Raw genomic sequence first — 20,055 nt, forward strand, 5'->3', positions numbered from 1 at the left:
GGCCCTGGCCGCCCGACGAGTTACATTCGCGGGCACCATGAGCCGACCATCGCCGCAGACCGAGCGGCTTCTCGACCTGTTCGACCTGCTGGCCAGCCGGCCCACCGACGGTTTCACCCTCGCCGAGATCGCCAGGGCGGCCGGTGTCAGCAAGGCCACCGTCCATCCCATGATCGTCGCTCTGGCTCGGCGTGGCTGGTTGTTGCGGCACCCGGAGCTGCGCACCTACCGCCTCGGCCCGGCACTGATCGCCGCCGGGCGGGCCGCCGCGCAGGGCGGCACCGCGATCGACGCCGCGCGCCCCTTTGTCCGCGACCTCGCCGCCGCGACCGGCATTCCCTGCGTCGCCCTGGTGGCCGGCGGCATCCCCGGCGAGGACGACGACCTGCTCGTCGGCGAGATCGGCCTGCCCTATGCCCCCGTCGGCGACACCGCGCCCGGCGGAGTCCGGCACGGTGCCTACTGGCTGCGTCTCGGTGACCGGATCCAGCCGCGTCCACCGCTCGGCGCGGTGTGCGTGGCATGGGCGGACGACGCGGCCGCCGAGGCGTGGCTCGCCCGGTTGGGGCCCGACCGGCCCGCCGACGCGCTGGCCCGGCTGGCACCGGGGCTCGCCGGCATCCGCTCCCGCGGCTGGGCGGTCGAGATCGAGGACCACCTCTACGAACGGCTCAGTTCCCTGGTCGCCGACCTGGACGGGGAGGAGCGGGCGGGCGCTGCCGCGCGCACCGGGGCGGCCGCGGCGTCGGCGACTGCGACCACGTCGGCGACTGCGACCACGTCGGCGACTGCGACCACGTCGGCGACTGCGACCACGTCGGCGACTGCGACCGCGCCGGCTACCACGCACACGCCCAGCCATACCGCCGCGCTGCGGCGGCTGATGGCGGATGTCGGGCGCGCCTTCGACCTTGCCGACACGCTGCCCGCGACCGTCGACCCGGACGCGCAGTACCGGCCGACGTCCATCAACGCCCCGGTCTTCGACGCGGGCGGGTCGGTCGCCGTCGTGCTGTGCCTGATCATCGGGCGGTCCGGCCGGGAAGGTCGGGACGGCAGGGAGGGGCGGGGGAACGGGACGACCGGACGTCTGTCCGGCGCCAGGGTCATCGAGCTCGGTGAACAGGTGAGAGCCGCGGCGGACGCCGTCACCGCTGCCACGCACGGCCGCCGCCGGGACGGGTGAGGCGTCCCGGCGGCGCCGCCGCCCAGCGTTCGCATAATGCGACTCTTGATTCACTTCCTGCGAACTGAGAGCCTGCCGGCCAGTCGAAGCGAGCACAGGAGGACCACATGTCGTTAGCTCGGGAGATCTCCTCCAAGGTGGCCGCGGGCGAGCGGTGGCCGTTGAAGTTCGGTGTCTTCATGGCGCCGTTCCACCGCGCCGGGCGCAACCCCACCCTCCTGCTCGAGCAGGACGTCTCGCTGCTCGAGCACCTGGACCGGCTCGGTTTCGACGAGGCCTGGATCGGCGAGCACCACTCCGGCGGCTGGGAGATCATCGCCTCGCCGGAGGTGTTCATCGCCCACGCCGCCGCCCGCACCCGCCACCTGCGGCTCGGTACCGGCGTGGTCTCGCTTCCGTACCACCACCCGCTGAACGTGGCCGACCGGATCGTGCTGCTCGACCACCTGACCCGCGGGCGGATCATGTTCGGCGTCGGCCCCGGGCAGCTCGCCTCCGACGCGCACATGCTCGGCATCGACACCAACCGCCAGCGGGCCATGATGGAGGAGTCGCTCGAGGCGATCACCGCGCTGTTCGACGGCCGGGAACCGGTCACCCGCAAGACGGACTGGTTCACCCTGCAGGACGCGGTGCTGCAGCTCGCGCCCTACACCCGGCCCCGGCCCGAGATCGCCGTGGCGGCCACCTTCTCCCCGGCGGGCCCGCGCACCGCCGGGCGGTTCGGCGCCGGCATGCTGTCGATCGCCGCCAGCCAGGCCGGCGGCTTCGACGTGCTCGGCTCGCACTGGTCGGTGGCGAACGAGGTCGCCGAGAAGCACGGGCAGACCGTCGACCGGCGATCCTGGCGGCTGATGGGTCAGATGCACCTCGCCGAGACCGTGGAACAGGCCGCGAAGGACGTCGAGTACGGCCTCGTCGACGTGCAGACCTACCAGTCGAAGGTGCTGCCGATCCCCGGTGACCCGAACACCCCGCTGGCCGACCGGATCAGGCGGGGCAACGAGACCGGCTCGTTCATCTGCGGCACCCCGGAGATGGCGATCGAACAGATCGAGCGGCTGTGGCAGCAGTCCGGCGGGTTCGGCACCTACCTGATCCTGGCCGCCGACCTCGCCGACCAGGAGGCGACCAGGCGCAGCTACGAGCTGTTCGCCCGCGAGGTCGTCCCGCACTTCACCGGTGCGTCCGCCGGGCCGCTCGGCTCCCAGGACTGGCAGGTCAGCCTCTCCCAGACCTGGAAGGACCAGACCGCGACCGCGATCGGCAAGGCCATCGAGGACCACGCCGCCTCCCAGACCTCCCAGACTTCCCAGACTTCCCAGACTTCCCAGACCTCCCAGGAACCGCGCCCGTGAGCCGGCCGTTGCGCGTGGTCGGCATCGGTGGCACCGGCCGGGCGGGCTCCACGACCGAACGCCTGGTCGCCGCCGCGCTCGACCGGGCTGCTGCGGCCGGGGCGGAGACGACCCTTTTCGCCTCCGCCGACCTCGACCTGCCGATCTACGCGCCGGAGCGGCCGGAGCGGGCACCCGCGGCCCAGCGGCTGATCGCCGCGGTCGCCGCGTGCGACGCCGTCGTGGTGGCCTCGCCGGGCTACCACGGCGGGGTGTCCGGCCTGGTCAAGAACGCCCTGGACTACCTGGAGGACCTGCGCGGCGACACCCGCTCCTACCTGGACGGCCGGGCCGTCGGCCTCATCGTGTGCGCCCACGGCGCACAGGCCGGCGGGACGACCCTGACCTCGCTGCGCTCGATCGTCCACGCGCTGCGGGGCTGGCCGACCCCGCTGGGTCTCACGGTCAACTCGGCCGTGCCGGTGGAGCTCGACGCCCCAGGCCCGCCCGGCGAGCCGTCGCTGGGGGAGCGGCTGGACCTGATGGTCGACCAGCTCCTCACCTTCGCCCGGGTCTGGCCCCGGTAGAGCCGCCGACCGTGCCGACCCGATGGCCGGAGGGGCTATCCGTGCTACCGCCGAGCACGTTATATTCCCCATCGGGTCCAAGTGAGATATTTTATCCATTTTGGTAGGAGTCGGAGCGGCCTGCTTTGCCCGCTGGTGGCCGTTCGCCCAGCCTGCCGGTTCGTGGGGGCGCCATGCGTGCAGGTGGTTCGGTGAGGCGGTTGGCCGCCATCACCGCGGTTGTGGCGGTCGGTGTGGCCGGTGTGGCTGGCTGCTCGGCAGCGGATTCCAGGTCCGAGGCGTCGGCGGACTGTCACAGCCCCGGGGTCACCGCGAACCAGGTGAACCTCGGCTTCGTCGTGTCCGACTCGGGTATCGGCGCCGACGCGCTGGCCTCCGCTCGCTTCGGCGTGGACGCGCGGATCGGCCTGGCCAACGACGAGGGCGGCGTCCACGGCCGGCGGGTCACCTACGAGTTAGCCGACGACGGGGGCTCGCTCTCGCAGGGTGTCAGCGTCACCCAGGCTCTCGTTCAGGATGAGGCCGTCTTCGGTCTCATCACGGTCACGGTCGCCCTCAACGACGCGATGGACCAGCTGGACAAGCAACAGGTGCCCGTGATCGGGCTGGCAGTCGAGTCCGGTTGGGCCGAACACCCGAACATGTTCTCCGACAGCTACGGAGCCTCCCCCCAGACCGTCAGCCGTTACATCCAGGCCGTCGGCGGCACCAGAGTCGCGATCTTCACCACCGGCACGGGACAGGCCACCCTGGACAACGCCGGCCAGTACGTGAACGCCATGCGATCGATCGGGCTCACGGTCGCCGGGTCCGTTCCCTTCAACGCGGCCACCGAGAGCGCCGCCTGGGCGGCGCAGCAGATCGCGGGCATGGACGCCGACGCGATTCTCGCGCTTTCGACGCCGGACGACCTCGCCGCCATCATGCAGGCCGTGCAGGCCGCCCACCTCGACATCACCGCGAGCGTCGCGTTGAGCGGATACGACCAGCGTCTGCTGACTGCCATGGGACCGCGCCTCGCCGGGGTGTCGTTCCCCGTGTACTTCCGCCCCTTCGAAGCCGGCGGCCCGGCCATGGACCGCTATCGCCGGGCCATGAACACCTTCGCTCCCGCGGCGGGTCAACCGGAACAGCAGTTCGCGATGTTCGCCTACCTCTACACGGACATGTTCCTGCGCGGCCTGGAACTCGCCGGTCCCTGCCCCACCCGCGAAGGCTTCATCGACGCACTACGTGACGTCACCCGCTACGACGCGGGTGGGCTCATCGCTCCGGTCAGTTTCCGCGACAACGTCGGAAAACCCACCACCTGCAATGCCTTCGTCCAGATCAACCCGGCCGGCACCGCGTTCCAGGTGGTCCGGGAAAGCCTCTGCGCGGACGGCTCCGGCACCTGAGCCGGTCCGGTGGCCGTGGCCGGCTCAGGCCGAAAGACGCAGCGGAAGCTCGCTCAGCCCGCGGACGACGATCTGGGGCCGGTAGGCGAGAGTCTCCGCGGCCAGCACGAACGACCGGGTGCGGCTCAGCAGCACCCGGAAGGCGATCTCCGCCTCCATCCGGGCGAGCGGCGCGCCGAGACAGTAGTGGATGCCCACGCCGAGCCCGAGATGGCGCCGGGTCCGGGCCGACCCCGTGTAGCGCGCCGCGAGGAACCGGTCCGGATCTTCGAAGGCCTCCGGGTCCCGGTTGGCGGCGCCGAGCATCAGGATCGCGCCGTCACCACGGGCGAACGACCGCCCGGCGATCTCGGCGTCGGTGAGGAACGTCCGCGCGACGAACTGCACCGGCGCCTCGTACCGGATCATCTCCTCCACCGCGGAACCGACCAGGCCGGGATCGGCACGCAGAGCCGCGAGCTGGTCGGGATTGCGCACCAGGGCGAGAACTCCGCTGGCGATGAGGTTCGCGGTCGTCTCATAGCCCGCCACCAGCAGCAGGGCGCACAGCTCCAGCAGCTCCCGCTCGGAGAGCACGTCGCCGTCGTCGTGCAGGGCGACGAGCCGGCTGAGCAGATCATCCTGGGGCGCCGCGCGGCGGCGGGCGATCAGATCGACGAAGTAGGCGTCGAACGCCTTCCCCGCCCGATGGCAGGTGGCCTGTTCCTCCTCGGTCAGGAGGTAGTAGGGGTCCAGCCCGCGGGTCAGCGCGTCGGCCCACCCACCGAACTCCTCCTCGTCCGCCGCCGGCACCCCGAGCAGCCGGCAGATCGTCCGCAACGGCAGCGGCCGGGCGAACGCCGTGACCGCGTCGATCTCGGCCCGCTCGAGCGCCTCGTCGAGCAGCTCGTTCGCCAGCGAGGTGACCTCCGCGGCCAGCGACTCGATGACCGCGGGGGTGAACGCCCGGCCCACCAGCCGCCGCAGCCGGGTGTGATCGGGCGGGTCGGCCCGCAGCAGCGACCCCAGACCGTCGCGCATCCCGGCCCGGTAGTTGATGCCGTCACTGAAGCCGTGCCCGGCGGCGGAATGGCTGAGCACGGCGGACGCCTCCGCGAGCCGGGTCACCAGCGTGGCACTGCGGCCACCGATCTCCCCGGTGATGAAGGCCCCGCGCTCCCGGATCTGCCGGTACCGCGGATACGGGTCGGGAAGCCGTGTCGCCGTCACCGCTTCCATGATCGCCGCGGTGCCCTCCTCGGATGTCCCCGCGACGCCCACCGTGGTCACAGACCTTCTCCTCCCGGACGACGTCACAGCAGAACCGCAGCGCCCACGGCGACCGGCCGGCGCCGCGGCACGATCCAGGAAAGCCCGCCCGGCCCGGCCGCGCACGCGAACCATGCAGGCACCGGCCCTGACGCGGCGAAGTCGAATCGCCCGATCGAGATCCATGGCACGTGCCCAGCTCTGGCCGCGGTGGCCGGGCCGGGATGATGGCCGTCGAGAGATCCGGGCACAGGGAGGTGTGGTGGCGCTGCGGCGAGCCGTGCCGGCTGGTGACGACGGGTTCTCGAGCATCCTGCGCCCGGAGAGTGGTCGCTTTGCCCGGCGGATGAGGAGGCGCGGCCCCTGGGTGGCGCTCGCGGCCCATCCGGTCCGGCTCGTGGTGCTGGGGTTCTCCGTCACGGTGGCGGTGACCACGATGCTCCTGCTCGTCCCGGCCGCCACCGAACCCGGCCGGACGACGTCCGTGCTGACGGCGCTGTTCACGGCGACCGGGGCCGCGAGCGGGGCGCTCTCGGTCGTCGACACCGGCACCCACTGGTCGACGTTCGGCGAGCTGGTGGTGATGGGATCCGTCCAGATGGGCGGGCTTGGGTTCATGACCTCGGCGTCGCTGCTGGGGCTGCTCGTGTCGCGCCGGCTGGGCGTGCGCATCCGGCTGCTGGCGGCGGTCGAGACCGGGTCGTTCGGTCTCGGTGACGTGCGCCGGCTGGTGCGCGCGGTGGCACTGGTGACGTTCACGGTCGAGGCCGTGGTCGCCGCGGTGCTGTTCCCACGGCTGTGGCTGAGCTACGACCGGTCCCCGGCCCGGGCCGCCTACGAGAGCGTGTTCCACGCGGTCACCGCGTTCAACAACGCCGGTTTCTCGCTGTACTCCGACAACCTGATGGGCTTCGCGAGCGACCCCGTCATCATCCTGGCGATCGCCGGCGGAGCGATTCTGGGCGGGCTGGGCTTTCCGGTGCTGTTCGAGCTGCGGCACGAGCTGCGCAGACCGCGGGCCTGGTCGCTGCACACCCGGGTGACGCTGCTCGGCTACGCGATGCTGACCGTCGTCGGACTGGCSGCCATCGCGGCGGTGGAATGGCGCAACAGCGCGACGCTCGGCGAGCACGGTGTCGGTGGCCGACTGCTCACGGCGTTCTTCGCCAGCGTCACCGCCCGCACCGCCGGCTTCAACTCGATCGACTACGCCCAGGCGGATCCGGCCACGCTGCTCATCACCGACGTGCTGATGTTCATCGGCGGTGGCAGCGCGAGCACCGCCGGTGGCATCAAGATCACAACCTTCATGATTCTCCTGTTCGCGATCCTGGCCGAGGCCCGCGGCGACGAGACGGCGGACGCGTTCGGCCGCCAGATCCCCTCGGCCGCGCTGCGCCAGGCACTCGCGGTCGCACTGCTCGGCGTCGCGCTGGTCGTCACCGCCACGCTGTGCCTGCTCCTGGCGACCGAGCACACCCTCGACGTGGTCCTGTTCGAGGTCATGTCCGCCTTCGGCGCGGTCGGCCTGTCGACGGGGATCACCGGTGAGCTCCCCGCGTTCGGGCAGTGTGTACTCATCGTGCTGATGTTCGTCGGACGGACCGGGCCGATCGCCGTGGCCTCCGCCCTGGCGCTGCGCGAACGGCGCAAGCTGTACCGCCTACCGGAGGAGAGGCCGATCGTTGGCTAGCAGGAACCGCGAGGACGCCGTCCTCGTCATCGGTCTCGGCAGGTTCGGCGGGACGCTGGCCCAGACCCTCCAGGAGCTCGGCCACCGGGTGGTCGCCGTCGACCGCAACCACGACCTGGTCCAGCAGTGGTCCGGCCAGATCACCCATGTGATCGAGGCGGATGCCACCAGCGAGGTGGTGATGCGCCAGCTCGGCGCGCACGAGTTCCGCCGGGCCGTCGTCGCGATCGGCACCGAGATCGAGGCCAGCGTGCTCGCCACCGGCGTGCTGCTCGACCTGGCCGTCCCCGAGGTGTGGTCGAAGGCGATCACCCGCGAGCACGGCCGCATCCTGGAGCGCATCGGCGCCAACCATGTCGTCTACCCCGAACGCGACGCCGGTGAGCGGGTCGCCCACCTGATGACCGGCCGGCTCATCGACTTCCTGGAGTTCGACGACAACTACGCGATCGCGAAGCTGCGCGCCCCCCGCGAGATCTGCGGCCGCGCGCTGGAGAAGACCGCCCTGCGCAGCCGGTTCGGGATCACCATCGTCGGTGTGAAGCATCCCGGCGGCCAGTTCACCCACGCCGAGGCCGGCACCGTCCTCGGGCCCGGCGACCTGATCATGATCGCCGGCGGCACCGACCGGGTCGAGGAGTTCGCGACCGCGGTCGGCACCGCGAACCCTCCGTGAATCCGAACGTGACGGTATCCGGCCGCTGATTCCGGCTCCGGCTACCGGCTCCGCGTCCGGGCGTCGATTACGAACCGGGGACGGATGGCCCGTCGCGTGGGAGAGAGCCGCGTTCCGTCGGTAGCTTCCGCCCGGAGCGGGTGTTCCGATTGCGGATCGCGGTTTGCGGATCGCGGTCTGCGGACGACGGGAGATGGGCGTGACCGGGGCGGAGATCGGTGTGATCGGCGGGAGCGGCTTCTACTCGCTGCTCGACGGGATGACGGACGTCGCCGTGACCACACCGTACGGAGATCCCAGCGACGCGGTCGCGGTCGGTGAGATCGGTGGTCGGGCCGTGGCGTTCCTGCCCCGGCACGGCCGGGGTCATCGCCTGCCGGCGCACGAGGTCAACTACCGGGCGAACATGTGGGCGCTGCGCAGCCTCGGAGTCCGGCAGGTGATCGCCCCGGTCGCGGTGGGGAGCCTGCGCCCCGAGCTCGGGCCCGGCGCGGTCGTCGTGCCGGACCAGCTGGTGGACCGGACGTCGGGGCGTGCGCAGACCTACTACGACTCCGGTGCGGCGCATGTTCAGTTCGCCGACCCGTACTGCCCGGCCGGGCGTGCGGCGGTGCTGAAGGCCGGGGCCGAGGCCGGCCAGGCACCGGTCGACGGCGCGACGATGGTCGTGGTGCAGGGGCCGCGCTTCTCCACCCGGGCCGAATCCCGCTGGTTCGCCGGGCAGGGCTGGTCGCTGGTCAACATGACCGGTCATCCGGAGGCTGTCCTGGCCCGGGAGCTCGCGATCTGCTACACGGCGCTTGCGCTGGTGACGGACTATGACGCAGGCGTGGACGCGGCCTCGGCCGTCAGCCAGGCCGAGGTCTTCGAGGTGTTCGCGCGCAACATCGAATCGCTGCGTGACCTGGTGTGCCGGGTCGTTCCGACCCTGCCGGTGCCGTCCGCACGGTCATGCCCCTGCCCGGCCGCGCTGGACGGGATGACGCTCCCCTTCGACCTTCCCTGATCCGCGCCCCTGCCCGCTCTGGTCCTCCGTGGCCCAGGCGGAGCTGCTCCTGGCCGCGTTCCCGGAACCAACCGCGACCCGGACCACGGCGGCGACGATGACGATGACGGCACCGACGGCGTAACCGCCGGGGCGGGTGATCCGATCATCGAACGCGAGATGCTCGGTGAACAGCGCCATGTACAGGACGTAGGGCGCCGCGGCGACGGCCAGCCACTCGGGGCGCCGAGCGAGCACGGCGAGCGCCACCAGCGGTATCCCGTACCAGGGCTGGGCCGGAGTGGCGAGCAGGAATGCCGCCCCCAGCAGCCGGAGCGCGCCGAGCTCCGTGCTGATCCTGGCCGGATCGGCGCGCCAGACCGCCACCGCGACCCCGGCCAGGACGACACCTGCGGCGAGCTTGGCGGACGTCCCGGAAAAGCCCAGCAGCCCGAGCAGCAGGAACCGGTGGCCGTCCTGGTAGCCCTCGACGGAGAGATACTTCGGCAGGAAGCCGACCACGTCCGGGCCGACGGCGGCCACGTGCGGCAGGTACGACAGCGCGACGACGGCCGCGGCGGTGCCCACGACCGCCAGGACCCGGCGGCGGGCGGCGGCGACCAGCAGCAACGCCGGATAGAGCTTCACCGCGACGGCGGCCCCGAGCAGGGCACCGGCCGCGACCGCGACCCTGGTGGACGGGCGCGACCGCAGCCCGCCCGGCCCGGCTGGCCGGCCGCCCCGGCCCGACCAGTCCCACCGGCCCCACCGACCCGACCGGCACCCCCGGCCGCGCCGGTCGGGTCCGGGTTCGTCGCGGCCTGGCGCGGGCTCACGTCGGGTCAGCAACGCGCAGGCCCCGACGGTGAACAGCGCCGCCAGCACGTCGACATGGGCGTCCATGCCCGCGTCGAGGCCGGCGGCGGGCGCCCACGCGTAGGCGGCGGCGTACCCGATCGGCTGCCCGCGCGCGGCGAGGACCGAGGCCAGCAGGCCGGTCAGCGCCAACGAGGTCAGCGCCGCGTAGAGCTGGACCTTGTTCTCCCGCGGCGGCCCCGGCAGGAAGTGCACGGCGGTGAAGTACGCCTGCGCGACGGGCGGGTAGATCGTGTGCGCCTGCGAATAGTTGATCCTCGTGCAGCCCGGGCCGCGGTCACGTGCGGCGCAGCCGGCGTCGTCCGGCCAGAGCCAGCCGTCGCGCAGCTGTGCCAGCTCGGGGGAGCTGGTCGGGTAGCGGTACGGGTCGATGCCGGCTGCCTGGACGCGGCCATCCCAGAGGTAGCGGTAGAGGTCGTCGCTCATCCGGGGGCCCGTGCCGATCGCGAGCACGTGCACCGCGACGGCTCCCGTCAGCAGCAGCCAGACCGTGGCCCGCCGCGAGCCCGCGCGGATCAACAGCCACGTCCCGAGCGCGGCCACCGCCCACCAGCCGAGCACCAGGTAGAGCACCGCCGGCGGGCCGGGCAGCGGGCCCGGCTGCGCGATGACCGCGAACTCCAGACCGAGGACCCCGGCGAGGGCCCCGGCGGCGGCGGCGAGAGCCCGTCGACGACCGCTGGCTCCCGACGCGGTCCGCCGATCGGCGGCCGGTCGGGCGGGGCTCGTCGGCGTGGGCGCCCCGGAAGGCGGACGGATCACCATGACGCGACAGCCTGACGGCGCCCGCCGGGAATGGCACCCTGCCAGGCGGACGCTTCCGCGGACCGTAATGCGCCGGGCCGGCCATCACGGGCCCCGCGCTGCCTACGTTGCGGGCATGAAACTGCTCGACCGCATCGTCGCGCCGCCACCCGGTCGGCTGCGGCGCGGTCCGCTGCGTGCTGACGCCTTCTCCAGCCGCCTGCACGACCCACGGGTCGCGTCGCTGCTGGGGCTCTGGCTGGGAGCCGCCTTCGCCACGGCGTTCCTGACCGGACTCGTGTCGCATTTCATGCAGCATCCGCCGGGCTGGTGGGCCTGGCCGTCCAGGCCGGTGTGGTTCTACCGGCTCACCCAGGGCGTTCACGTGGCGACCGGGCTCGCCTGCGTGCCGCTGCTGCTGGCGAAGCTGTGGACGGTCTACCCCCGGCTGTGGGAGTGGCCGCCGGTGCGGACGGTCGGGCACGCACTGGAGCGGATCTCGATCCTCCCGCTGATCGCCGGGGCGCTGTTCCAGCTCGCGACCGGGATCGCCAACATCGCCCAGTGGTACCGGTTCCGGTTCTTCTTCACGGTCACCCACTACTGGGTCGCCTGGGTCACCATCGGCGCGCTGGTGGTGCACGTGGCCGCCAAGCTGGCCGTCGTCCGGGCGAACGTGGGACGTCGCAGGGCCGACCGGTCGCAGCTGACCGAGCGGGTCAGCGTGCCCGAGCCGCCGGGCGGCGGACTGTCCCGGCGCGGCTTCGGCATCGCGGTCGGCACCGCCGCCGGTGTGATCACGGTGTCGACGGCGGGCCAGTTCGTGCCCGGACTCGCCGACACCGCGCTGCTCACGCCGCGCCAGCCGAACCTCGGGCCGCAGGGACTGCCGGTGAACCGCACCGCCGCCGCGGCCGGGGTCCTGCGGGTGGCCCGGGACGCCGGCTACCGACTCGAGGTCGTCGGCCCGCGCCCGTTCACCCTGACCCTGACCGAGCTGCACGACCTGGGCCGCGCGACGTCCCGGCTGCCGATCACCTGTGTCGAGGGCTGGTCGGCCGACGCCACCTGGACCGGGGTGCGGCTGCGCGATCTGTTGGACCGGGCCGGCAWCCCGGCCGAGGCGACCGTCCGGGCGGAGTCGCTGGAGGCCCGTGGCGGTTACCGCACAAGCGAGGTCGCCCCGCCGCACGCCCGCGATCCGCTGACCCTGCTCGCGACCCGGCTGGACGGGGCTCTCCTCGACATCGAGCACGGCTACCCGGCCCGGCTGATCGCGCCGAACCGGCCGGGTGTCCTGCAGACCAAGTGGGTGCACCGGGTGGTGATGGTGTGACCGGCAACCATCCGCGGGTCGTGCGGGCCGTGCTCGTCGCCGCCGGCCTCGCGGCGCTCGGCTACGGGCTCGCCGGCCTGTTCACCCATCCGCGACCGACCAACCCGCCGAACTCGCTGTCGTGGCTGGCGGGTGGGGTCATCGTGCACGATCTCGTGCTGGTGCCGGCGACCGCGCTTGTCGGGTTCGCCCTCAGCCGGTTCGTCCCGGCGCCGTACCGGGCCGTGGTGCAGGGTGCTCTGATCATCTCGGCCTCGGTGGCGCTGATGTGCCTGCCGCTGTGGCTCGGCTACGGGGGCACGCCCGGGAACCCGACCACGAATCCGCTGCCCTACCGGCGCAACCTCGCCCTCGTGCTCGGGGCGGTGTGGGCCGGCGCCGTCGTCATCATGGCCACCCGGGCAGCGCGACGTCGCACCCCGCGCAGGCAGCGGGAGGTTGACGGGTAGCGGGTAGCGGGCGGTCGGTGGGAGGCGGCTGGTGGTCGCCGTCCGGCGCGCGGTGCGGATCTCAGGCGGCGAGCGGGAGCTCGACGACGAACCGGCAGCCACCGTCGACGTTGTGGACCGTCACACCGCCACCGTGGGCCTCGACGATGCCGCGCACGATCGCCAGGCCGAGTCCCGACTGGCTTCCCTCGGGGGCGGTGGCCGCGGGCGGGCTGTCGTCGCCCGAGCCAGCTGTGCTGGGTGTGCGCGCGGGCTCGCCGCGGAAACCGGTCTCGAAGATCCGGTCGATGTCCGCCTCGGGAATACCGCCGCAGGTGTCCGCGACGGACACCACGGCATGTGCCGCCGACACGTTCGCCGTCACCGCGACCGTTCCGTCGCTGGGGGTGTGCCGGATCGCGTTGGCCAGCAGGTTGCCCAGCACCCGGCCGACCTCGGCGACGTCGACGTCGACCTTCGCGGTGTCGTCGGCCTCGCCGCGCAGGAGCACGCCCTTCGCCCGGGCGAGCGGGTCCGCCGCGGCCACCGCGTCCGACACGACGTCGCGCAGCGCCACCGTCTCCAACGTGAGCTCCAACGAGCCGGCATGCAGCCTCGACAGCTCGAACAGGTCGTCGACGAGGCTGGACAGCCGTTCCGAGCTGCGCACCATGGCCCGGTGGTAGCGGGCGACGGTGGCGGCGTCGGTGACCACCCCGTCGTCGAGAGCCTCGGCGGTCGCACGGATGCCGGCGATCGGCGTCCGCAGGTCGTGGCTGACCCAGGAGACCAGTTCCCGGCGGCTCGCTTCCAGCGCCCGCTCCCGTTCCCGGGCGGCCACCAGCCGCCGGTGCGACTCGTCGAGAGCCCGGGTGATCGCCGCCAGCTCGGCTGTCGGCGGCGGCCGGCGGACCGGATCGTAGGTGGGTTCGCCCAGGTGCCCGGCCGCCTGGGTGACCATGATGGACGCCCGGGCGAGCGGGCGGCCGAGCCAGAGCGTCGTCACGGTCGCGGCCACGGCGGACACCGCCAGCACGACGAGAACCACATCGAGGTCGTGGTCGGACAGGAACATCGCCTGGGCCGTTCCGGCGACGCCGGCCGCCATGGCGACGACCCCGGCGAGGACGAGCACCGCGCCCCAGACGCGGATCGAGGCGCGCCGCAGCCAGCGCAGCAACGGAGCGACGAGCAGCGGGGCGATCAGCGAGCAGGCCAGCGCGATCCCGACGATGTGCAGCAGGTCCGTCATGACGGGGCCACGCCCGTGCCGAGACCGAGACCAGCCCGGGCTCCAGCCCCGGTCTCGGCCCCGAAACCGGCCCCGGTCTCGACGCCGGCGTCGAACCGGTACCCGATGCCCCAGACCGTCAGCAGCAGCGCCGGGCTCGTCGGGTCGGCCTCGACCTTCTCGCGCAGCCGGCGGATGTGGACGGTCACGGTCGAGGCGTCGCCGTAGGTCCAGCCCCACACCCGCTCCAGCAGCGTCACGCGGGAGAACGCCTCACCCGGATGCGCCATCAGGAACGCGAGCAGGTCGAACTCGCGCACGGTCAGCGCGAGGGACCCGCCGTCGCGGGTCGCCACCCGGGCGGCGACGTCGACGACCAGGGAGCCGGCTCTCAGCACGCCGCGGCCGGCCGGCGGTGGCGCCAGCGTCCGGCGCAGCACCGACTGGACCCGCAGGACCAGCTCACGAGGGGAGAAGGGCTTGGTGATGTAGTCGTCGGCACCCGTCTCCAGCCCGGTGACCCGGTCGGACTCCTCACCGAGGGCCGTCAGCATCACGATCGGCACGGAGCTTCGTTCCCGCAACTGGCGGCACACCTGCAGCCCGCCCACGCCAGGCAGCATCAGGTCCAGGACGACGAGATCGGGACGGCGCTCGGCGGCGAGCGCCAACGCCGCGTTGCCGTCACCGGCCCTGTCCACCTGGAAACCGGCGTGGGAGAGGTAGCGGTCGACGACGTCCGCCACGGTCGGGTCATCATCGACGAGCAGCACCCGGGCCATCGGCCAACAGTAGACGGCCGGGTGGCTTCTGCCGCGTGCCGACGGAGCGTCTTCCGTGCTTCGTAACAACCAGGCGTCGCCGTCGGCGCCTTCTGCGTTCTGTAAGAATCAGCGTCGCGTTCCGTTACTAGCCTGCCGAGCATGGTCACTGAACGTCAGTCGCCGACGATTTCCGGCGCCGTCCACCCGGTGGACGTCGTGCTGCCATGCCTGGACGAGGCCGCCGCCCTGCCCTGGGTGCTGGAGCGGATCCCGGTCGGCTACCGGGCGATCGTCGCGGACAACGGCTCCACCGACGGCTCCGCCGAGCTGGCGCGGGCGTTGGGCGCGCAGGTCGTGGACGTGCCGGTGCGGGGCTACGGGGCGGCCGTGCACGCCGGCCTGCTCGCCGCCCGCGCCCCCGTCGTCTGCGTCTGCGACGCGGACGCCTCGCTCGACCCGACAGAACTACCGCGGCTGGTCGCGCCGGTCGCCGCCGGCGAGGCGGATCTCGTCGTCGGCCGGCGCCGGGCGGTGCGGCGCGAGGTATGGCCGCTGCACGCACGAACCGGCAACGCGATCGTCGCCCACCAGCTCCGCCGGCGCGGCGGAGTACCGGTCCGCGACATCGGCCCGATGCGCGCCGCCCGCCGGGAGGCACTGCTGGCGCTGGGCGTGGTCGACCGCCGCTTCGGCTATCCACTGGAACTGCTCGCCCGCGCCGCGGCGGCCGACTGGCGCATCGAGGAGGTCGACGTCGCCTACCTGCCCCGCCGGGGCCGGTCGAAGGTCACCGGGACCGCCCTGGGCACCGCCCGCGCGGTGCGGGACATGTCGGCCGTGCTGCGGAGCATGCCGTGAGACTGATCGTCATCGCCAAGCAGCCGCGGCCGGGCCGGGTGAAGACCCGGCTGACGCCGCCGTACCGGCCCGAACAGGCATCGGCATTGGCGGCGGCCGCGCTTGCCGACACCCTGGACACCGTCGTGTCCGCCTGCGCGAGCCGCGACCTCGCCTGGCCCGTGCGGCCCCTGGTGGTGCTCGACGGAGCACCCGGTACCTGGCTGCCTGCGGGTGTGCCGGTCGTCGCCCAGGCGAGCGGGCCGTTCGACGAGCGGCTCGCCGCCGCCTTCGACGCCGTCCGCGGCGAACCGGCCCTGCTGATCGGGATGGACACCCCCCAGGTAGGCGTCCACACCCTGGTCGAGGCCTGCCGGGCGCTGCGACGGACGGACGCGGTTCTCGGCGCGGCGCTCGACGGCGGCTGGTGGGCGCTCGGCCTGCGCTCGGCCGACGGCGCCCTGGTTCGCGGGGTCGAGACCTCACGCCCCGACACCGGCGCCGTGCAGCACGCCCGGCTCGAGGCGGCCGATCTGAGGGTGGCGGACCTGCCCATACTGCGGGACGTCGACACGGCCGCCGACGTCGAGCCGGTCGCGGACCAGGCACCGGGCGGAAGGTTTGCCGCCCTGGCCCGCTCCTTCCGGGGCGTGGGCGAGACGCGTCTGACGCAGCCGCGATGAGGCCTGACACCGACAGCCCGGGCACCGGGGCCGCCCGGGCCGCGGCGGTGGGCGTCCCGTCGCCGCGCGCCGTCTACGACGCCGCGCTGCGCACGCCGGGCAGCCCGCTGCTGGCAAGGCGGAACGGGCAGTGGCGGGCTCTTCGCGTCGACCGGTGGCTGGGCCCGGCCTCGGACGCCGACGAGTCTCTCCTCTCCCGCTGCCGCGGCCCGGCCCTCGACGTGGGCTGCGGTCCCGGACGCCTCGCGGCCGCCCTCGCCGCCCGCGGGATAACCGTCCTCGGCATCGACATCGCCCCCTTCGCCGTCGTGCTGGCGCGGCAGTCGGGTGCCTCGGCTCTGTGCCGCGACGTCTTCGGCCCGCTGCCGGGTGCCGGGCGGTGGCGCGAGACGCTGCTCGTCGACGGCAACATCGGGATCGGCGGCGATCCCGGCCGGCTGCTGCGCCGGATCGCCCTGCTGCTCGCCCCGGACGGAACCGTGCTGGTCGAACTCGACCCGCCCGGAGCGCCGACCGGCTCCTACTGGACACGCCTCGCGGTGGCGGGCCTGGTGAGCGCCCCGCTGCGCTGGGCCGGCGTCGGAGTCGACGGGATCGCCGGCCTCGCCGCCGTCAGCGGGTTCGAGGTGGCGGAGACCTGGCAGAGTGCTGGCCGGCACTTCGCCCGTCTCCTCTCCTCGACTCGTCTTTCCTCGTCCTGTAAGGAGCCGTGAGGTGCCGCGGCACCTCACGGGCGCCTAGCGTCGCCACCGTGCGAATCCTCGTCACCGGCGGTGCCGGTTTCATCGGGTCCCATCTCGTCGAGGCGCTGGTGGCGGCAGGGGAGCAGGTCCGGGTGCTGGACGCGCTGGATCCCGCCGTCCACCGGGCCCGGCCCAGCCGGGAGGACCTGCCGCCCGACCTCGTCGTCGGGGATGTCCGCAGCGCGGCCACCGTCGAGTCCGCTCTCGACGGTGTGGACGCGGTGTGCCATCTCGCCGCGATGGTCGGGCACGGTGTCGACCTCGATGACCTGCCCGCCTACACCGGTCACAACGATCTCGGCACGGCCGTGCTGCTCGCCGCGATGGCCCGCCGCGGTGTGCGCCGGCTGGTGCTGGCGAGCTCGATGGTCGTCTACGGCGAGGGTGCGTACCGATGTGAGGCCCATGGCCCGGTCAGACCGGAGCCCCGCGACGACGCCGACCTGCGGGCCGGGCGCTACGAGCCGGCCTGCCCCGGCTGCGGGCTGCCGCTGGAGCCGACGCTTGTGCACGAGGACGCGCCGCTGGACCCGCGCAGCGTCTACGCCGCGACCAAGGTCGCGCAGGAACATCTCGCCGCGGTCTGGGCGGCCGCCAGCGGCGGATCGGTGGTCGCTCTGCGCTACCACAACGTCTACGGCCCGCGGATGCCGAGGGACACCCCCTACGCGGGGGTCGCCTCGATCTTCCGCAGCGCCCTGGAACGGGGAGAGGCCCCGCGGGTCTACGAGGACGGAGCCCAGCTTCGCGACTTCGTCCACGTACGGGACGTCGCCCGGGCCACCGCCCTGGCGCTGGCCCCGCGGGCCGGCGAGCCCGGGCGGCTGCGGGCGCTCAACATCGGCAGCGGCGAGCCGCGCACCGTCGGTGAGATGGCCTGGGCACTGTCCCGCGTGTACGGCGGCCCTGATCCCGTCGTCACCGGCCGCTACCGGGCGGCCGACGTCCGCCACGTGACCGCCTCCTCGGGCCTCGCCCGCGATGTTCTCGGCTACCAGCCGACGGTCGGCTTCACCGACGGCCTGACGGACTTCGCCCGGGCTCCGCTGCGGGTGTGAGGACATGGTCAGGCTCCGGCCAGTGTTCGCATGGTCCGGCGGTGCACCCGGCGGGCGAGGCGCGCGACGAGCGGCCGGGCGACCGACGGCAGCTCGGAGGTGATCCGTGCCAGTCCCTGCGGCCCGGCACCGTCCTCGATCATCCCGAGCGAGAGCAGCAGCTGGCGCGGGGACAGCTTCAACGAGCCATCCCGGCCGAGCGCCGCCCACTCGGTCGCGGTGAGCAGGGTGGCCGCCAGCGGGACGATCTCGCGTTCCTCGGCGTCGAGGTGGTCCTCCAGGGCCACGCCGAGATCCTCCAGCAGGCCGGCCAGCCGGTCCCGCTCCGCAAGGGCGGCGCCGCGGCGCCAGGCCTGCGCTGCCTGGCGGACCGCGTCGGCCAGCTGGTCGACACCGTCATGCTGGCGCCCGACCAGGATGAGCGTCGCCGCCGCCGTGAGCGTCGGCGCCCGTTCGGCCAGCAGGGGCCACAGCACCCTGTCCTCGCCGCTGTGGTGCTCGCGCAGCAGGGCCAGCAGCAGGTCCAGATGGTCCGCGACCGCTGTCGCCTGGCCGCTGACCCCTGGCCGGCTGGCACGGACGAGATCGGGCAGGAGGCCGAACTGCCGGCGGAACATGGCATGCACGACCAACATGTCCGAGGTGTCGATGGGCTCGCCGGCCCGTGCCGGGGCTGCCTGCTTCGGCGTGGCCTGCGTCGAGGCGGCCGACGGGGTTGCCGTGATGTCCGCGGCGTTCGCGATGTCCGCGGCGTTCGCGATGTCCACGGCGTTCGCGATGTCCGCGACGACCGTGCCGGCGGCGGTGGGGCGCAGTGGCGCGCGGCGCGACCAGCAGACCGCCGCGACGACCGAGGCCACCGCGAGCAGCAGGCCGGTCTCCGTTCCGAACCAGCCGGTGTGGGCCCGGTCCGTCGTGGCCGGCTCGACGACCGTGTAGAGCGTCGCGTTCACCGCGGCATGGGTGACCACCGCCGGCCACAGGCCGTGGCGCAGCCGCTGCCAGGCCAGCGTCGCACCCAGCGCGGTCAGCGCGACCGTGAAGCAGACGGCGGCGACCGGCGTCGGCACGCCATCCGGAGTCCCGCCCAGGGCGACGATGATCGGAAGGTGGAACGCCGACCAGATCAGGCCGCCGAGCAGCACGACCCTGGCCGGCGAGTTCCCTTCCGCCAGGTGTGGGACGAGCACGCCGCGCCAGCCGGCCTCCTCCCCGATCGCCAGCAGGACGTAGGGCAGGCAGCCCACGGTCAGACCCAGTACCACGGCCAGCGCCGCGCCGACGGCGGTGGGTAGGCCGCCGAGCGCGAAGGTGTCGGCGAGCCCGGCACCGTCGAAGCCGCCGAGCCCGGTCATCCACAACACGAGTCCGGCCAGCAGCGGGTAGCTCACCCCGTAGAGCCAGGCCAGGCCCAGAACCCGCGCGGACGGCCGCCGCCACCCCCATCCGTCCCGGGCGGCAGCGCCGCCGGCACCGCCGGGGGCGGCGGCTGCGCTGGCGGCGGCAGGACCAGCCTGGGTGGCGCCAGCACCTGAAGTACCGGGAGCACCGGAAGCACCGGGACGACGGGGGCGCCGCACCGCCAGTCGGGCTGCCGCCGCGCCGAGCAGCGGCCAGAGCGCCTGCGCGTACATGGCGGTCTGCCCGAGGCCGGAGGCGTCGCCGATCTGGCGTACATCGACGGACTGGCCCAGTGCCACCGCCGTGCTCAGAGCCGTCAGCCCGAAGGTCACGGCGAGGAACACCACGAGTTCGCGACGCGGCCGCCGCTCGGCAGCGGTCCGGGTCCGAGTCCGGGCGGCCGAGTGTCCGGGTTGGGGTGAGCGAGATCTGCTGGGGGCGGAGATTTCCGTGGAGGTCATGGGACGACCATCGCCACGGCGCCTGGTACGGCACTGGTGACCACCTGGTACAGGCGCTGGTACGGGGATCATCGCTACCGTCAACGGCTGTACGGATCCTGCCGGTCTCACGGTTCCCGCCCTAAACGATCAAGGTTCGCGCGCGCGGCGGCCCGCCCGTCCACCGAACATGCCGTTGGGTGTGACCGAGGGTGAGGGAAGCGGCGGGCGGGAATCCGCCTTCCGACTGTCAATATCCGCTGACCAGCGTCGACGCTCGGCGTGAATTTCACGGGTCCCGACTCTTTCGCCCCGCACCCTTTCACATTCCGTTACCGACCCTCGGCTGCTGCGGGTCAATCTCGCACGCCGGTCAACCCGATACGGAAAACGTCCTCCGATGTC

The 20,055-nt window shown here is 73.2% G+C and carries 18 protein-coding genes; 13 read left to right on the plus strand and 5 right to left on the minus strand.

Going from position 1 to position 20,055, the window contains the following annotated elements:
* Positions 1 to 37: 37 nt before the first annotated feature.
* The 4 genes from CcI49_RS36050 (at position 38) to CcI49_RS36065 (ending at position 4,507) form a co-directional block, all read left to right on the plus strand.
* On the plus strand, positions 38 to 1,186 hold the full coding sequence (locus CcI49_RS36050; protein ID WP_076834023.1) for a helix-turn-helix domain-containing protein: 1,149 nt from the start codon (positions 38 to 40) through the stop codon (positions 1,184 to 1,186).
* A 107-nt stretch (positions 1,187 to 1,293) separates the two neighbouring features.
* Positions 1,294 to 2,544: an LLM class flavin-dependent oxidoreductase gene (locus tag CcI49_RS36055; protein ID WP_083749926.1), complete on the plus strand. Its 1,251-nt coding sequence runs from the start codon at positions 1,294 to 1,296 to the stop codon at positions 2,542 to 2,544.
* Positions 2,541 to 3,110 carry an NAD(P)H-dependent oxidoreductase gene (locus CcI49_RS36060; RefSeq protein ID WP_054569954.1) on the plus strand — a complete coding sequence of 190 codons (570 nt, stop codon included), beginning with the start codon at positions 2,541 to 2,543 and terminating at the stop codon, positions 3,108 to 3,110. The genes CcI49_RS36055 and CcI49_RS36060 overlap by 4 nt, the downstream gene beginning before the upstream one ends.
* A gap of 191 nt (positions 3,111 to 3,301) precedes the next feature.
* Positions 3,302 to 4,507, plus strand: a complete 1,206-nt coding sequence (locus tag CcI49_RS36065; RefSeq protein WP_347280169.1) for an ABC transporter substrate-binding protein — start codon at positions 3,302 to 3,304, stop codon at positions 4,505 to 4,507.
* Positions 4,508 to 4,531: 24 nt separating this feature from the next.
* On the opposite strand, the gene CcI49_RS36070 is transcribed toward CcI49_RS36065, so the two are convergent.
* Positions 4,532 to 5,776, minus strand: a complete 1,245-nt coding sequence (locus tag CcI49_RS36070; RefSeq protein ID WP_076834025.1) for a cytochrome P450 — start codon at positions 5,774 to 5,776, stop codon at positions 4,532 to 4,534.
* A 325-nt stretch (positions 5,777 to 6,101) separates the two neighbouring features.
* Between CcI49_RS36070 and CcI49_RS36075 the strand changes: the two genes are divergently transcribed.
* The 3 genes from CcI49_RS36075 to CcI49_RS36085 all read left to right on the plus strand — a co-directional run bounded on the left by CcI49_RS36075 (position 6,102) and on the right by CcI49_RS36085 (position 9,130).
* Entirely contained in the window at positions 6,102 to 7,448 is a 1,347-nt protein-coding gene (locus CcI49_RS36075) for a potassium transporter TrkG (protein ID WP_054570020.1), read from the plus strand.
* Positions 7,441 to 8,124, plus strand: a complete 684-nt coding sequence (locus tag CcI49_RS36080) for a TrkA family potassium uptake protein (protein ID WP_054569951.1) — start codon at positions 7,441 to 7,443, stop codon at positions 8,122 to 8,124. Before CcI49_RS36075 ends, CcI49_RS36080 begins: the two co-directional genes overlap by 8 nt.
* Positions 8,125 to 8,317: 193 nt before the next feature.
* Complete coding sequence (locus tag CcI49_RS36085; RefSeq protein ID WP_076834028.1) at positions 8,318 to 9,130, plus strand: S-methyl-5'-thioadenosine phosphorylase; 813 nt, start codon at positions 8,318 to 8,320, stop codon at positions 9,128 to 9,130.
* Here the strand turns inward: CcI49_RS36085 and CcI49_RS36090 are convergent.
* Entirely contained in the window at positions 9,074 to 10,750 is a 1,677-nt protein-coding gene (locus tag CcI49_RS36090) for a glycosyltransferase 87 family protein (RefSeq protein ID WP_076834030.1), read from the minus strand. The two genes, CcI49_RS36085 and CcI49_RS36090, sit on opposite strands and share 57 nt — an antisense overlap.
* Before the next feature lie 115 nt (positions 10,751 to 10,865).
* On the opposite strand from CcI49_RS36090, the gene CcI49_RS36095 reads away from it, so the two are divergent.
* Complete coding sequence (locus tag CcI49_RS36095) at positions 10,866 to 12,065, plus strand: molybdopterin-dependent oxidoreductase (protein WP_076834032.1); 1,200 nt, start codon at positions 10,866 to 10,868, stop codon at positions 12,063 to 12,065.
* Positions 12,062 to 12,514, plus strand: a complete 453-nt coding sequence (locus CcI49_RS36100) for a hypothetical protein (protein ID WP_076834066.1) — start codon at positions 12,062 to 12,064, stop codon at positions 12,512 to 12,514. Before CcI49_RS36095 ends, CcI49_RS36100 begins: the two co-directional genes overlap by 4 nt.
* 61 nt (positions 12,515 to 12,575) lie before the next feature.
* On the opposite strand, the gene CcI49_RS36105 is transcribed toward CcI49_RS36100, so the two are convergent.
* Both CcI49_RS36105 and CcI49_RS36110 read right to left on the minus strand, forming a co-directional pair.
* On the minus strand, positions 12,576 to 13,745 hold the full coding sequence (locus CcI49_RS36105; RefSeq protein ID WP_076834034.1) for a HAMP domain-containing sensor histidine kinase: 1,170 nt from the start codon (positions 13,743 to 13,745) through the stop codon (positions 12,576 to 12,578).
* On the minus strand, positions 13,742 to 14,506 hold the full coding sequence (locus CcI49_RS36110; RefSeq protein WP_054569946.1) for a response regulator transcription factor: 765 nt from the start codon (positions 14,504 to 14,506) through the stop codon (positions 13,742 to 13,744). Before CcI49_RS36110 ends, CcI49_RS36105 begins: the two co-directional genes overlap by 4 nt.
* Before the next feature lie 141 nt (positions 14,507 to 14,647).
* Between CcI49_RS36110 and CcI49_RS36115 the strand changes: the two genes are divergently transcribed.
* From CcI49_RS36115 to CcI49_RS36130, 4 genes are read left to right on the plus strand one after another with little or no spacing between them, the layout of a single operon-like run.
* Positions 14,648 to 15,346: a glycosyltransferase family 2 protein gene (locus CcI49_RS36115; RefSeq protein WP_076834036.1), complete on the plus strand. Its 699-nt coding sequence runs from the start codon at positions 14,648 to 14,650 to the stop codon at positions 15,344 to 15,346.
* Positions 15,343 to 16,008 (plus strand): DUF2064 domain-containing protein, encoded by a 666-nt coding sequence (locus CcI49_RS36120; protein ID WP_241840454.1) that lies wholly within the window; start codon positions 15,343 to 15,345, stop codon positions 16,006 to 16,008. Before CcI49_RS36115 ends, CcI49_RS36120 begins: the two co-directional genes overlap by 4 nt.
* On the plus strand, positions 16,005 to 16,721 hold the full coding sequence (locus CcI49_RS36125; RefSeq protein WP_054569944.1) for a methyltransferase domain-containing protein: 717 nt from the start codon (positions 16,005 to 16,007) through the stop codon (positions 16,719 to 16,721). Before CcI49_RS36120 ends, CcI49_RS36125 begins: the two co-directional genes overlap by 4 nt.
* Positions 16,722 to 16,759: 38 nt before the next feature.
* On the plus strand, positions 16,760 to 17,809 hold the full coding sequence (locus tag CcI49_RS36130; RefSeq protein ID WP_076834038.1) for an NAD-dependent epimerase/dehydratase family protein: 1,050 nt from the start codon (positions 16,760 to 16,762) through the stop codon (positions 17,807 to 17,809).
* 8 nt (positions 17,810 to 17,817) lie between these two features.
* Here CcI49_RS36130 and CcI49_RS36135 read toward each other — a convergent pair whose 3' ends face one another.
* Entirely contained in the window at positions 17,818 to 19,542 is a 1,725-nt protein-coding gene (locus CcI49_RS36135; protein ID WP_241840461.1) for a hemerythrin domain-containing protein, read from the minus strand.
* Between the last annotated feature and the right edge of the window lie 513 nt (positions 19,543 to 20,055).

The organism is Frankia sp. CcI49 (assembly GCF_001983215.1).
Lineage (GTDB): Bacteria > Actinomycetota > Actinomycetes > Frankiales > Frankiaceae > Parafrankia > Parafrankia irregularis.

Excerpts from the sequence above, each read along its gene's own strand:
- CcI49_RS36050 (WP_076834023.1), top strand. The coding sequence starts at position 38 with ATGAGCCGACCATCGCCGCAGACCGAGCGGCTTCTCGACCTGTTCGAC.
- CcI49_RS36055 (WP_083749926.1), top strand. The coding sequence starts at position 1,294 with ATGTCGTTAGCTCGGGAGATCTCCTCCAAGGTGGCCGCGGGCGAGCGG.
- CcI49_RS36085 (WP_076834028.1), top strand. The coding sequence starts at position 8,318 with ATGGGCGTGACCGGGGCGGAGATCGGTGTGATCGGCGGGAGCGGCTTC.
- CcI49_RS36090 (WP_076834030.1), bottom strand. The coding sequence starts at position 10,750 with ATGGTGATCCGTCCGCCTTCCGGGGCGCCCACGCCGACGAGCCCCGCC.
- CcI49_RS36105 (WP_076834034.1), bottom strand. The coding sequence starts at position 13,745 with ATGACGGACCTGCTGCACATCGTCGGGATCGCGCTGGCCTGCTCGCTG.
- CcI49_RS36110 (WP_054569946.1), bottom strand. The coding sequence starts at position 14,506 with ATGGCCCGGGTGCTGCTCGTCGATGATGACCCGACCGTGGCGGACGTC.
- CcI49_RS36115 (WP_076834036.1), top strand. The coding sequence starts at position 14,648 with ATGGTCACTGAACGTCAGTCGCCGACGATTTCCGGCGCCGTCCACCCG.
- CcI49_RS36125 (WP_054569944.1), top strand. The coding sequence starts at position 16,005 with ATGAGGCCTGACACCGACAGCCCGGGCACCGGGGCCGCCCGGGCCGCG.